This is a genomic window from Pseudomonas sp. Tn43 (assembly GCF_014192635.1).
Classification (GTDB): Bacteria; Pseudomonadota; Gammaproteobacteria; order Pseudomonadales; family Pseudomonadaceae; genus Aquipseudomonas.
This window is the reverse complement of sequence record NZ_JACHYG010000005.1, coordinates 398,560-413,148: the sequence shown is the minus strand read 5'-3', so window position 1 is coordinate 413,148 and position 14,589 is coordinate 398,560. Positions and strand designations below refer to the sequence as shown.

The 14,589-nt window shown below is 57.4% G+C and carries 9 protein-coding genes; 1 reads left to right on the top strand and 8 read right to left on the bottom strand.

The window, feature by feature from the left end; genetic code table 11:
• Nucleotides 1–4: 4 nt before the first annotated feature.
• Nucleotides 5–694: a hypothetical protein gene (locus FHW68_RS16290; protein WP_183681305.1), complete on the bottom strand. Its 690-nt coding sequence runs from the start codon at nucleotides 692–694 to the stop codon at nucleotides 5–7.
• Nucleotides 695–753: 59 nt separating this feature from the next.
• On the bottom strand, nucleotides 754–1,539 hold the full coding sequence (locus FHW68_RS16285) for a hypothetical protein (protein ID WP_183681303.1): 786 nt from the start codon (nucleotides 1,537–1,539) through the stop codon (nucleotides 754–756).
• A 232-nt stretch (nucleotides 1,540–1,771) separates the two neighbouring features.
• Here FHW68_RS16285 and FHW68_RS16280 point away from each other — a divergent pair, with 232 nt between their 5' ends.
• Nucleotides 1,772–2,383, top strand: coding sequence for a MarC family protein (locus tag FHW68_RS16280; protein ID WP_183681300.1), 612 nt, complete (start codon nucleotides 1,772–1,774; stop codon nucleotides 2,381–2,383).
• 63 nt (nucleotides 2,384–2,446) lie between these two features.
• On the opposite strand, the gene FHW68_RS16275 is transcribed toward FHW68_RS16280, so the two are convergent.
• The 6 genes from FHW68_RS16275 to cobG all read right to left on the bottom strand — a co-directional run bounded on the left by FHW68_RS16275 (nucleotide 2,447) and on the right by cobG (nucleotide 14,542).
• On the bottom strand, nucleotides 2,447–9,442 hold the full coding sequence (locus FHW68_RS16275) for a TcdA/TcdB pore-forming domain-containing protein (protein ID WP_260296620.1): 6,996 nt from the start codon (nucleotides 9,440–9,442) through the stop codon (nucleotides 2,447–2,449).
• Nucleotides 9,443–9,571: 129 nt separating this feature from the next.
• Nucleotides 9,572–9,799: a hypothetical protein gene (locus tag FHW68_RS16270; RefSeq protein WP_183681296.1), complete on the bottom strand. Its 228-nt coding sequence runs from the start codon at nucleotides 9,797–9,799 to the stop codon at nucleotides 9,572–9,574.
• A 388-nt stretch (nucleotides 9,800–10,187) separates the two neighbouring features.
• A complete protein-coding gene (cobJ, locus tag FHW68_RS16265) occupies nucleotides 10,188–11,891 on the bottom strand; it encodes a precorrin-3B C(17)-methyltransferase (protein WP_183681294.1) in 1,704 nt (567 codons plus the stop codon).
• Nucleotides 11,891–12,622: a precorrin-2 C(20)-methyltransferase gene (locus tag FHW68_RS16260; RefSeq protein ID WP_183681463.1), complete on the bottom strand. Its 732-nt coding sequence runs from the start codon at nucleotides 12,620–12,622 to the stop codon at nucleotides 11,891–11,893. Before FHW68_RS16260 ends, cobJ begins: the two co-directional genes overlap by 1 nt.
• Nucleotides 12,622–13,248, bottom strand: coding sequence for a precorrin-8X methylmutase (locus FHW68_RS16255; RefSeq protein ID WP_095634076.1), 627 nt, complete (start codon nucleotides 13,246–13,248; stop codon nucleotides 12,622–12,624). Before FHW68_RS16255 ends, FHW68_RS16260 begins: the two co-directional genes overlap by 1 nt.
• Nucleotides 13,241–14,542: a precorrin-3B synthase gene (cobG, locus tag FHW68_RS16250; protein ID WP_183681292.1), complete on the bottom strand. Its 1,302-nt coding sequence runs from the start codon at nucleotides 14,540–14,542 to the stop codon at nucleotides 13,241–13,243. Before cobG ends, FHW68_RS16255 begins: the two co-directional genes overlap by 8 nt.
• Nucleotides 14,543–14,589 lie beyond the last annotated feature (47 nt).

Here is a 14,589-nt window from a genome sequence, read left to right as displayed (position 1 = left end):
CGTATCACGCCCCCATATCGGCCTTCTCAACCAGTAGCGCCACGTTGTCCGCCAATCGATCCCTGAGCTTGTGGGTAATCGCCTCACGGGATAACGCGTAGAGGGTTTCGGACAGATTCGCCCGTGCGTATCGCACGCACACCTGACCTTCTACTTCATCGGCCTCAAAATGCTGCGACCACGGATTCAGGGCCAACACCTGCCGGGTTTTGAATTCGAGATAAATGCTGCTGATCGAGGTCGGGCTTTGTCCCACAATCGCCAGCAGGCGCACAACCTTGAGCGGTGAACGAGGTGCTTGCATCTCATCTTCACAACGCTGCTCAGGCCATATCTGGATGGCAGGGACATAACACGGCAATCGCGCCGCATACGCTAAAAAGCCGCCAAGCGCATGATCTTCACTACCGCTGTTTGCCATTGCAGCCCAGATCCACTCAAGCGCTGTGGACGCCTTCAGCCCGTTGAGAGAAAAGTCCTGGCGAAACTTCAAATTGCGGATCCAGAAATCATCCAGCACCGCCACATAGGTGTCATACCAGTCTTGAACTTTCATGCTCTCGATTTTTTTGTTGGCAACCAATTGCGCCAGCAGACTTGAATGTACGACATCCTCATAAGCCGATATTTTTTCGACATCCGACAAAGCAACAACGGCGTTACCCACCGTCAACAAACCATATGACTGAGCCATAGCAAACCCTCAATGAAAAAAGGGCGACCGAGAAGCCGCCGCCCTTTTAAAACATTCGATCAGATCTCGTAGTCTTCGATCTTGGTTTTTGCATTCAAGCCAAGTTTTGTACGAATCGTGTCGCGGGTCTGCTCGACAATGGAAGGCACTTTCCTGAAGACCGAATCACCGCGGTACAGTTTTACGTCGCGGGAGTCCCAATCCATAAACAGCACTTGCGTTGCAGTGTTCTTGCGGATGAAGCGAACGGTACCCAATGCCATGGTGACTTCACCATTGACTTCGGTGCAGGTGCCGGCCGCCATACCACCCACACCGTGCTCCAGCATATTGCGCTCATACAGGGTCAATGCGGTTTCACGCTTTTTCAATGCGGTGATTGCATCGCCCGCCACCTTCAGCATCAGGACCGAGGCCGAGCCAGGCACGGCAAGCCCGGCAACGACACTGCCAAGGATCTCCAGCACCAATTGATCCATCCGTACGGTATTACCGCTGATGTTCAAATCGTTGTAGTACTTGCTGGTCGGCAGCCAGCCTGCATGGGTCATGACTTCCAGGAACTGGTAATACCACTCCTTGCCCTGATACTCATGCGAAAACTTTTTATTTGCGACCAGCGTCGCGAACAGGAAGGCATGCTGAACATCTTCCCGATTTTGCTCACTCAGGTTACCGGTAAAGGACAAGATGCCCTCACCGACGATCGAACCTTTACCGGGCTCATCGACAACCGGCACCGAAAAACTGCGAGGACGGATAACTTCAGCGCCGTCCACTTCATAAGTGTTCAAACGATGAATACATTCGGCTATAGAAATATCTTCGACACTATTAATATTCACAACTTATTCCCTTATTAATTAAAACAGGCTCCTCTTGAACCCGCAAACAACAATAACCAAAGAAAGAAAAAACAACAAACAAGAACATGTAACTTATTAATATCAACACTCTACAACTAACAACTTCCTCACCCACAACTTACCTTCACCCCCCCTTTCACACATCATCCCCCCAAACATTAAACCGACTGATAGACTCCGCTCTGCCCATCTGCCGCCGCGAGCCGAAATCATGCTCCACGTATTATTCAGCGTTTACTTGAAGATGCTGGTGCTCTACAGCCCGTTCTTCGTGTTGTCCTGCTTCATCAGCCTGACCCGCGGTTACTCGCGCAAGGAACAGCGACGCCTGGCCTGGAAGGTGGCCGTCGCCACGTTGGTATCCAGCGTTTTGCTGTACCTGTTCGGGCGGGTGATTTTCAATGTTTTCGGCATCACCGTGGACGCGTTCCGCATCGGTGCCGGCAGTGTGTTATTCATCTCGGCACTGGGCATGGCCCAGGGTAAATCTGCGGTGCAGACCGACAATGTGCAGCAGGATGTGACCATCGTCCCGCTGACCATTCCGCTGACCGTCGGCCCGGGCACCATCGGTGCTCTGCTGGTGATGGGGGTGAGCCAGCCGCACTGGGATGACAAGCTCACCGCCATCCTGAGTATCGCCTTGGCCAGTTTCACGGTTGGCGTGGTGCTTTATCTGTCGAGCCGGATTGAACGCATTCTTGGCGATCAGGGCCTGCAGATTGTCAGCCGGTTGATGGGCTTGTTTGTCTGCGCATTGGCGGCGCAAATCATTTTCACCGGGGTGAAGGGTTATTTGGTGCCCGGCGTCACGGCCCCCTGAAAAAGGCTGCGAAAATCGCAGCCTCGCTTGATACACCCGGAGGCAGATTACCTGTTGCCGGGTCTACGCCTCGACGATCAGCAGTTCCAGCAGATCAAGACTCATACCCTCCTTCAAGTCCACCATCAGCTCATCAAGGGTAACGAACAGCTGATCGCCGGAAACATTGACCAGCAGTTCAAACATGTTCCGTGATTGCGCTCCGGCGGATTCGATATTTCGGAAAATCAGGCTGCGCCCGTCATCCGGATCGGTCAGCAACAGATGCCCCTCGGCCAACGTGATCCGCCAATGATCCATAGGCGGCAGTTGCAGGAGCAATTGGCGCTGTCGAGGTGTGGGCAAATGGAAGTCGATAATCAGGCAGTCAAGCCGTAACCAGGCGGCTTGCGAGATTTGGCATGTCATCGGGCCTTTGAGCCCCAGCACCAGGGTGGTGACACCGTCCGGAATCAACATCAGCAAGTCCTCGATGTTGTCCTGGGTCTGGATCGTCATCACCTGGGCCGCTCGACTCACCGTGTCGGCATGCATCCAGACATCATGGTCCGGCACCAGCCACGCCCCGTTTCTGTTACTGAACACCTGACGGGTCACGGTGTTGTACAACAGCGCTATTTCGCCATTGCGCACGCCCAGAAAAGCGGGCCAATACCCGTTGCTCTCTATAGTCGAGTAGTACAAGCGCTCGCCAGCGGTGTCATACCAGGCATAGAGATTATCGAATCTGCCTGCGGTCAAAACGGGCGCGCATAATCGGCCGGCAATCAACTGAAGCAGCTTGTTTTCCCGCGCCTGCCGGGTACCAAGACCCAGGAAGAAGTCACTCTCTACACCGACGATACGAGGTGCATCATCTTCAGATAACTCGATCCATACATGCTCTCGGGTCAAGCCACGCAATCGCGTGCCTTCGGGTGCAATCCGGGTAAAAGCCCATCGCGCAGCCACCCGCTGCATTGCCGGCAACCGATCTCGATGTAACAGGCGCGTGCCATTGGCGAAGGCTGCCGCAAATGCGTCGGGCTCCATGAATGGCTGACGATAGACCTGTCCCGAGGACGAATCCCATAGCCATGCAGCCGTTTTGTCCGGGGTCTGTGCCAATAACTGTAAGGATTGATTCGGCCTCATGTCGGCTATCAACAAGCGCTGCTCCAGGCACCAGACACGCAGGAACGCGTTGCCGGGGACATTGCGCACACCCAATACTTCAAAACCATCGACGGCCAACTCTTGGGCAAACCCCAGAACGCTCTTGTGCCATTCGAAATCGCCACCCACCGCCTCGGCTCGAGCCAGCCAGTCCTCGTTCAGCGCGACCAGCTGCGATTCATCAGTTCTGTTCAGCTGAAACAGCATGCCGTCCTGAGTGAGCGCAATATGGCGCTGCGCCTGGAAATACACCTCGACCACCTCATGAGGCAGAATCTTCGCAGCAGGCGCGGATGGTTCGTCATCCTGCATCGTCACTCGCTGTCGGTAGATACTGCGATGGCGCTGATCATAAAACAGGAACGTATCGCCGTCGGCATCCTGGGTATTAAGCAAAATCAGAGTGCCTGAATCCGCTTGCAGGTTCGGCCGAATCACCAGCCCGTCATCCCTTCGCAGCCAGAGACTGACGCGATTGCGAGAATCATCATGCCAATAGGTGATCGAAGTCAGCGGCGCGTATCGATAGTCCACGACACTCACCGCCTCGAAAGGCATGAGTTTCTCGTCGCGTACCATCAATTCGTAATCCCAGAAAAAATACGGAAGGGAGACCGTGTTCCTGCGTTGTAACAACGCCTTCTGGCCCTCGGTCAATGGGCCGATGACAGAAAACAGCGAGAGGTCATTTGCACCGAGCAGGTAAGTCATCTTCATGTCCCCACCGTTTCGCAGCACAACGTTCTGAACGACCCGTATCAACCCTCCTTCCAGTTCCTGGAAGGCTGAAATCCTTGAGCCCGGTAACGGATCCATCAATCGGTAGATACGATTGACCTTTCCGGTGGTCACCTCCGTGCGCCAGATCAGAACTTCGTCGGGGACATAGTAGTACGCGTACTTGTCGACCATAGCGCCCAGACAGGCGGCTTTCTGATAAGCCGGACTCAGGCCACGGACAAACAGAAAACGGTCTTCGTTGCCGTCGTATTGGGCCGTTGTGTAAACCGGTTCCAGGGGGTTGCTGTAGGGAACAGGAAAGTTTCGGACAGTCGTGTAGCGACCCGCCAGGCGCTTGGAAAGCGCTAGCTCGCGGATGGACGCCTGCACAGCGCGAACGTCATCGACAGAGCCGATTGAAAGTTCGGAGATCAGCAGACTCCCCCGCTCCCAGTCCACCTGATACGACTGCTTGTCCAGTTGCACAAGCAAAGGCGATTTGTCTGGGACATGGACCCGGATCGTGCCCAACTGCACACTGGCCCCTTCAATTTTTACATCTCCCTCGCTCAACCAGGTTGCACCCAATGCCCAGGCCATCGACGGCGCATCCGAGGTCGTTAAAAGCGTGATCGCCCGGACCCCCTCGGTCAGTACCACCGTGCACTGCCCACCCCACCCCAGAATTTCGTAGGACAAGTAATTGTGCAGCTCTCTTGGCAATTTCGGCACGTGGAGAGAGCGGTTTCTGCGATCCAGCACGACGTTGATCAACGTCTGCGAGTAATTGGGTGTCAGTTGATACAGGATATATTCGGTCGGGAACCTGTAGAAACTGAACCAGAACTGGCGCTTCCCTTCACTGTCATTCTCGAGTTTCAACGCCGTTTCAAAATCCTCCCGGCGGGTTGTCGAAAACGGCAATGCCTTATAGTCGAACCCGAAGTAGCAATGCGGCATGCACGGGAGCACAACGGCATCAAAGTCTTCGGCATCGGGAATCGCGCTTTCGTAGGCATATCCGAGCGACTCACGGATGCTGATCGACAATGACCGATCCGGATTGCCCTGCGGCGGATGCAACGAATGGGGAATGGCCGCGTAAATATTCAACACACCGCCATAACGCAGCAGCCGTGCCTCGAGGTCCAGATGCGTGACCACGACATAGGGGCTGATACTCAGCGCATCGTCAATCCGCGAATAACCGCCGCTGCGGTAACCCTGCTCAATCAGGTTCAGATACTTGCCGACCTGACGGGCCCGTTCCAGTATTCCGCTGAAACCTTCGACCAACGCGCCGATGCCGACCGCCAGCCCTCCCAGAATGACACTTGCCCCTCCCAGAAACGCAGCCGCGGTGCCGGCACCGACCACGGATGCACCAAGGCCGCCAAGCCCCGCCACCAGGCCTGCGGAGTCGAATGCAAGTTGGGTTGCGAATTGGGCAATCTGAGCTTCATTCTCGGCATTGGCCAACAAGTAAATATCGAATCCGACCGCAGCCAGTTGAAGAATATTGCCCACCCCCTCATTGGCTACATGCCCCAAGGCATTGATCACCACCGACGAGGTGGTTTTGGCGACCAACAGGCTGTCGGTAAACGCGATACGCACCAGATTGATCAGTTCCACAACATCCACCACGAGGCCATGGGTCAGTTGTGCATAGGACAGGTAGCCATGCAGACGCACCGCAGACGTCAATGCCGTCGTCTCACCTTCAGAGGATTCCCGATCCTTCAGAGCGAACAACAGGGCTTGAATGGCAAATCCGGCGTTGAGTGTATGGACGCCCCCCGCATCGGTCGGATCAATGGCACCAGGGCGGGGCGCTTTGACCGACAGTGCCTGGTATACGTCCGTCAGATGAGACTTGATGGTGTCCAGACGCAGGTCATCGGTCACGACTCTGCGGGTTTGACTGGAGTCTGTGGCATTGACCAGGGTAATTTCACGCCTGCCTGTCGCATCGGTCTTCAATGACTCGAAGACCGGCACAAAGTCATGACTCAACTGATGTTCTGCCTGCAAGCGAAGGGTCGCGCTTTCGATCTGCCGCGCCCAACCCTGGGCGTCCAGCCGAGCCAGGCCATCGCCCAGCCGGGCGTTTTCCGACAATGAACGGGCACGTAATGCCGCGTGATGCTGCCAAGGCTCGATTGACCGTCCACCGGCGATCTGCTCGCGCCTCAGCAGATCGCCGACGGTCACCCGTGAAGGCAAAGATTTTTCGGCAATGCTCGAACCATTGAGATCGATCACATCGAACGTCGAGTTCGCCTTCTCACCGAGGCCATAGAGCCTGGCAATCACTTCATCCTGAAAAAAGTTGCTGATGCCTTGCTGCAAATCCTCTGCCCGCCTGAAGGCATACAGGCCGAAGTTGGGGTCATAAAATCGATAGGATGTCTCACCCTGCTCCATGACCTTGCTTACCAGCATCGAATGATTGCCTGTGTTGAGCATCAAGCTGCCGGTGGAGGTTTTCGCTTCCAGCGCCTGCATGGCCGCGCTCAGATCCACAGCCGCGGTTTTTTCGCCGAACTGCGACATGGGAATGCCACGCAACTCATCCAGAACATGAAGCAACGCATGGGTTTCAGCGGCGTCAGGCGTAAGGTTGGCAATGGCCAGTTTACCGATCAAGGCCCGCTCTGCCGTGCTGCCACTGTCAAGCGCTGCGGCCATGAACAGCGCCAGCGGATAACAACGCCGGCCCGGATCACCGCTGCCGCGTACGAGCAGATCCTGTGGCAACTGTTTGACGGTGTCGGCCCCGGCCTGGAAAAACCGTTCACGGACCAGATGCCCTCTCTGCAGAATCGACGCCCGGTATTCTTTCCTGGCGGCCGTTTCGATCCTGTGGACGTGCTCCCCCCACTGCCGCACGCTCATCGGTTCGGCAAGGGCCTGGGCCTTCAGTATCTGCGATGTTTCCGGCACCTGCCCGGACAAGGATGAAGCATTGCGACCTGCTTCGAACATCGCCGGTCGCCGATTGAACAGAGTCTGCTCGATCAATTCGTAACGTGCGAAAAGCCCGCGATCCTGAGTGCTTTCGGCAAGGGCGACCGTCTCCTTCCAGGCAGGTGCGAACCCCTCTTGATCCAGAGTGAGGGCACCGAACAGGCCGCCAAACACGACACGGTGCAACGGGCTCAACTGCTCCGCAGGCAACCTGCCACCAGCGATACGCGACAATGCCTCGTTCACATTGCCAAGCGACTCGGCGCCTATTGATTCAGGAAGTTTGCTGATAGGTTGCGCCAGAATTTGCTGTCGCATCGCAAAATCGAGGGCAATGCGATCGTTGAACGTGATGTCGCCGCTCAACTTGTCATTCATCGCGCGCATGAAGGGTTCGCCCAGATCATCAAGCAGCTGTTGCAGCACCGATGTCAGTAACACGGGTTTGCCTTCGATCACCGGCCAGCCTTGTTTGAAGGTCAGGGTTTGCGCCTTCAGCAACTCCGCAAGATTGCCGGTGTATCGGGCCTTGTATTTACCGTCGCGCCAGTTTTGCTGTTCTTTCTCCAGCCACTGTTCAGGCTCTTTAACATTTTCCACCCAGCCACTGATCAACTCTTCTTCAGTCGCCCGGTTGTACCCGATTTCTACAAGTCGAAGCCTTTCCCTTACCTCGACGCCCTTTTGCGCAATGCAGTGGGCATCCATAAAATCCTCAATCCCCCAAATAGCGGCGCCGGGACCGGTCATTGAGATGGTGCTTCGCGCCAGTGGGTCTATACCGTCGCGATGGTAGTCCGCTAGAGCGGAGACATAAGCCAAGCGATCCAATGCCGAACTGGTAAACCGGTCATTATTCGCGCCAACAATTTTGCCTCCGATATCAATTACCGCATTACGATCCCATTGTTTTCCGGATGCTATTAGTTCCTGCTCAACCTTGGTCAGAATGTCGTAATTACTCCGAATTCGCCTCATGATTGAATCAACCATTCCTGACTCAGGATGGGCCATGATAAATGCGTTCATTTCCGAGCCTACAGGTGCCCCTAGGCGGACAGCACTTTCTGGAACGGTGAGCCCTTTCGTCGCGGCGAAAACATCAGCGACCTCAGGATTGCTTTCGGCAAATCGGGTCAGAGCCTCTAGATGTTCAGGAGGTAAATAATGTGCGTAACTTTTGTACCTGCTTTTGTCACGACCCGGCATCAACGTCGGATTTTTATCCAGCAATAACTGCAACACACCCAGTTTTTGTTCGAAGCTGAATGCCTTGATGTTTACTTCACCCAACTGATCGACGAGTGGCGGCAAATAGTCAAGATCGCTGTAAGTACCCGCCTCCAGACTTATCGCCTGCAATCGCACCACATCGGAAGCCGCGGCCAGGTTCCCGCGAAAAGACACTTCACGCTCGTAGACGTCCCATAGAAAATGCGAACCAAATGCCGCACGTGCATCGCGCACTCGAACCCGTTCGCCCGCCATTGCCAGGTGACTCTCAAGGTATCGGGCTTTCGCCGCTTCAAGCGCCGTCCGGTCTTGTCCGTAAGCCTTCACCAACAAATCGATACGGGCATCGTCAGCATTGATGCCCTGTTGTTGCGCCATCGTGATGTGCTCAAACATTTGTTGGCGTAGCACCACTACGCGCTTCTCGATCAAATCGCCCAGTTTGATGGCACTGCTCAACTCTGTCCCGCCTGACTCCATGGCGTGCGCTTTGGCGGCCTGGGTAATGATCCGGTTGGTATCAAAAGCCATCAGTGCTTGAGGGTCATACCAAAGGTTGAAGGTATGTCCGTCTTTGCTCAGCACTTGCTTCCAGATATTGAAATAGTCGCGCTGGTTATCCCCGAACAGAGCACCGCCCACCCACACAAAGTGCATGTTTTTCGGCACCGGCGGGTTGGTTTTGGCAAGCAGTGCGACCGTTTTTTCGATCCTGCCCACGTAAGCTTTAGTGGCGACGCTGGCGTTGCGAAGTGTATCGGTAATCGGCCCGTTTTTTTTAAGGATCAGGGCAACAAGCGCTTCCTCAAATAACTTGGCTGGCACCCATTGTTCAGACAACTGTTCACTTTCGCTTGCGGCCTTGTAATACCGCTCGAGCGCAGAATGTTCCTCACTTCCCGCAAACTCAGCAAGATCACCGGAGAATCCGGATAAACCGATGGCATTGACAAACCCTTGTCCAACAAGGGGTAAGTGCATTAATTGACTCATAATGTCCCTATTAAGATTATTTCTTGAAACTCAGGCACTAACGCCCGCCTCGAGCAACTTCGATTGTTGAGGGCGCTCGCCACATCGCTTTTTTAAATTGCGGTTAATTTTTCCTGATTAATCCACCAAGCTGGCATCCAACTCAGTACTCGCTACGCTCAGCAGTTCTTTCAGCGTTGCGCCGTTCTGGCTTATTTGTCGGTCAACCAACGTCCGCACCAGTGTCGAAACAGCATAAGTTCGATGCCCTTCGAACCCGAGCCAGGCATCGCCGCGCAAGTTGACATCCGTTGCATACACTTCGCGAAAAATCACACTGTGCCCGCTGTCCGGATCGACAATCACCAAGTGTTCCTGGACGATGCTCAGCAATAGTTTTAAAATAACGCCCCGCCCGATGCAACTCAACCAACAAGGAATTCAATTAATTACCAAACAAACACCACACTCCGTGTTACAGACCGGCGCACTTTTATTCATTCATTTATGACACACAAGTCAGAACCCCTTAAAGGCCATTCCTTATAACAACTGCCTGAATAATGATCCGTCACACCCTGAAAAATCCTGGCGTCAAAGTAGAACTTCCTACAAAGCAGAATAAAAATTCCTGATAGCAGGTAATACAATCCCACGCAAACAACCGAACAGGCTTACATGCACAAATGGCGAAACAATCGAAGGAAGTCACCGGATTGAGGTGATGAAGGCGGCCCGGGCGGGCCGCCAGATTTCAGCAGAGGGGTTTGTTGCCATACCAGCGCGGTGTATACACCCAGTCACCGCCTTCGGCGCGGGGGAACACGCAAGTGGTGGACGAGCCGATCAGCACCATGGTGCGCATGTCCACTTGCTCGGGCGTGAGCGCGCCGAGTGTGATGACCCGCAGCGTCTGGCCGGGGCGACCGATATCACGCCCCAGAACCACCGGGGTTTCAGGGCTACGGTGCTGTGCGACGATCTCCAGCGCACGGCCCAGTTGCCATGGCCGCGAGCGGGAGATCGGGTTGTAGAAGGCCAGCGCCAGATCGGCTTCGGCAGCCAGGTCAAGACGCTTTTCGATGATCGACCACGGCTTGAGGTTGTCCGACAGTGACATCACGCAGAAGTCATGCCCCAACGGCGCACCGGCCTGAGCGGCCGTCGCCAGCGAAGCGGAAACCCCCGGCAAGATCTCCAGCTCGACGCTGTGCCAGGCCGGATCACTCGACTCGTGCAAGGCTTCGAGCACGGCGGCGGCCATGGCGAACACGCCAGGGTCGCCAGACGAGACCACAATCACTGATCGCCCCTGGGCGGCCAGCTCGAAGGCGTGACGGGCACGCTGCATCTCTTCGCGGTTATCGGTGCAATGCAGCACTTGATCCGGACGAAACGGGCCGGCCATGCGCACATAGGTTTCGTAACCGAGCACATCAGTGGCTCTGGCCAATTCAGCCTTCACCGCTGGCACCATCAATTCGGCAGCGCCGGGGCCCAGGCCGATCACCGCCAGTCGACCGCGTGGCTGGCCGATCTGCGAAACGTTCAGAGGCTGTTCGGCGATTGCCAGTGCCAGATGCCCGTCGATCGGGATAATCGTCGCGCCGGGAAGAGCCCTGCGAGCCATCTCGCTGGCATCGCCGGCAGGGGAGGCAAAACGCAGCGGCACACCCAGTTCAAGCGCCGCTTCGCGCAGCGTCGGGCTGGCCATTTCCGTGGCGGGCGCCAGCAAACACGCCAGCGATTGCGCGGCAACTTGCGCCTGACGCAGTGCCGCGCGAATCGTCTGCGGCAAATCCGCCACCCCGGCGCTCACCGCCAACAACACACTGCGCGGGTAGATCAACAGTTCATTGGCTGTCGGCGACCGTTCGGCGCTGCCGACATGGATCGACAAATGTGCCTCGGCATCTTGAGGTAACTGTGCTTGCGCCAACCAGGGCGCAGCGCCTTCGATGCGCACGTGTTCGCCCGCCAGCAAGTCCGAGACAAAGCGCTTGCCCAGCTCCAGATCGCCCAAGGCATACCCGTCGGGTGGATTGAGCAGGCAGGTGCCGAAACGCAGCTCACCGCTGGTGGTAATCGCCGCCGCAACGTCGAGGCCAGCGGCAATCTCGCGCGCCATGCCATTCACCCCACCCAGGCCACCCAGCAGCGGCACCACGGCGCTGCCGTCTTCGGCCACGGCCAGCACCGGCGGCTCGGCGCCCTTCTCCAGCAGCAACGGCGCCAGGGTGCGGATCACGATTCCGGCGGCGCACAGCGCGATGATCGGCGTGTCCTGTTGATAAAGCTCGCGCAAGGTCGCGCCGAACTCGTGATACACACGGTCCGCGCCTTCGACCCGTTCGGCCAGTCCGTGGATCAATGCGCCGGGGTATAGCTGCGCAATTTTGCGCGCGGTGGCGAGGCTGCCGTTGCCGAGAATGACAATCGCCGGAGCGGAATGAGTCATCAGCCTTGCCACCTTTCACCGGGAACGATGATCAGTGAGAAATACGGCGAGGACATCGGCTCGACCTGATCCAGCGGCACGATCTTCTGATTGGCCATGGTCGCGCGCTCGACGTACAGCGCGCGCTGCGCCAGACCAAGCTCTTCGAGCACCTGACGGACTTTGGGAAAGTTACGCCCCAGTTTCATGATCACTGCGGCATCGGCATCGGCCAGGCGCCGCTTGAGGTCTTCGTGAGGCAACACCCCCGATAATACCGACAGGCTCTGATTTCGATACACCAGCGGCGCACCGAGTACCGACGCGCCGCCGAGCATCGAGCAGACGCCCGGCACGACTTCGGCTTCATAACGTTCGGCCAGGCGATCATGCAGGTACATGTAGGAGCCATAGAAGAACGGATCGCCTTCGCAGATCACCGCCACGTCACGACCCGCGTCCAGATGCGCGGCGAGTTGTTCGCCAGCCGCATCGTAGAAGTCGCTGATCACTTGTTCGTACGACAGCGGCGCCGGCAACGCTTCGGTGGTCACCGGGTAAACCAGCGGCAGCAGGGTTTGCGCGTCCTGCAGATGGGCTTCGATGATGCCGAAGGCATTGCCCTTTTTGCCCTTGGCAACGAAGTACGCCACTACCGGCGATTCACGCAGCAGGCGCAGGGCTTTAACGGTAATCAGCTCCGGATCACCGGGGCCGACGCCCAGGCCGATCAAACGTCCAGGTTGCTGCATCATTCGATCTCCGTGGCGAGGGCATTGACGGCGGCGGCGGCCATGGCGCTGCCGCCCAGCCGGCCTTGCATGATGACGAAGGGCACGCCACGGCTATCGGCGGCGAGTGCTGCCTTGGATTCGGCGGCGCCGACGAAGCCCACCGGGAAGCCAAGGATCAGCGCCGGTTTCGGTGCGCCGGCGTCGAGCATTTCCAACAGATAAAACAGCGCGGTCGGCGCATTGCCGATCACCACCACGCTGCCTTCCAGGTGCGGGCGCCATAGCTCCAGCGCGGCGGCGGAGCGGGTGTTACCCAGCTCGCGGGCAAGCTCTGGCACGCTTTCATCGCGCAGGGTGCAGATGACTTCGTTGTTCGCAGGCAAACGCGTGCGGGTCACGCCTTCGGAAACCATCCGCGCGTCGCACAGAATCGGCGCACCGGCGGCCAGCGCATCACGCCCAGCCTTGCCCGCGCCTTCGGAAAATTGCAGCCCGTCGATAGCGTCGACCATGCCGCAGGCGTGGATCACACGGACCGCGAGTTTTTCCAGATCGGCCGGAATACGCGCAAGGTTGGCCTCGGCACGAATGATCGCGAAGGAGTTGCGATAAATCTCCTGACCGTCGCGGATGTAATCAAGCATCAAGGGAACTCCGTGGGCGGGCGTCGAGCAAGGCGCCGACCGCTTCAATAGTAAGATTGCATGCGTGCAGGGTGCCGAAACCGGACTGTCCCGCATCGCGAAAATAGAGGTTGTAGCGACCGGGTGCGACGGCCAGTAACGTGACCGGCACCCCATGAGCGGCGGCGCATGAACGCTGGCAACCGGACACATGCACCGTTTGATCATGGCGTTGCAACAGCGCAGCCAATTGCAAGGCGTCGCCCTTGGTATCGGCCAGGCCTTTGCCACAACCAGCGGAGCCGGTGCAGGCGATCAATCGTGACAAGGGCTGATCGGGTTCACACAACAGGCCCAGCTGCTCCACGCGCCGAATCACTTCGAGCGCTTGCTTCTTTTGAACATCGGGCAGTAACAGACTCTGCCACGGGGTGAAGCGCAGGCTCCCGCCGCCGAACTCGCGCGCCAGCTGCGCCGCGCCTCTGAGCACGGCGGGATCGAGCCGCCCCAACGCAGGTACGGCACCGATATAGACATAGTCGGTTCCGGCCTGCGGATGAACGCCGATGTGCAGAGCGTCCGGGCTCGATGAACGCCGCCAATCGGTGATCGGTGTCAAGGGAACACGCTCGGCCAGGCGAGCGAGAAATTCCGCGGCCGGGATTTCGGCCAGTACATGACGCATCCGTGTTTGATCGGGCCGCGCCAAATCGAGAAACAACTCCAGCACTGCAACGACCAACGCGTGTCCTTGCTCAAGTGACACTGAACCGGCGGGCGTGTCCGTGGGGCAACCCGCCAGACCGAATGCCAGCAACCGTTCGCCGTCTCGCTCAGCAGCAGACAACCACAGATCATGGGGGTGTTCGAGCATCGCCAGCGCCTCACCGCCGTCGAGTTGCACGGCAAACTTGGCGCTGAGCTGGTGAAAGCGTTCGTGGCTTTGCAAGGTGGCGAGCATCTGTTCAGCCAGCGGGCGCGTGTCGAACAGCATATGCCGATCAATCCCGGCGGCCGGGCTGAGCATCAGGTTGCGCACATCGTCGCCAGCAGCGGTACGCGGCCCCAATCCAGCGGCGAGCAGGCAATCGATCAGTGCCATCTGTTCGCCGCCGATCCCGCGAATCTGCAAGTTGGCGCGGTTAGTCGCCTCGATCACGCCCCCGGCAAACCGCTCGGCCGCGTCGGCCACCGCTTCAGCCTGGGCAGCGCTGATCGAGCCGCCGTTCAATTTGATCCGACAGATACCGCCATCCAGTGCCTGGACGATACGCAGCAACCCCGGGCAGGCCGAGGGGCGTAAAGCGGTGGACATCGGGCGTTCGTTCAAAGGGGTGACCGGCTGGCTGGCAGCGCTGTGAT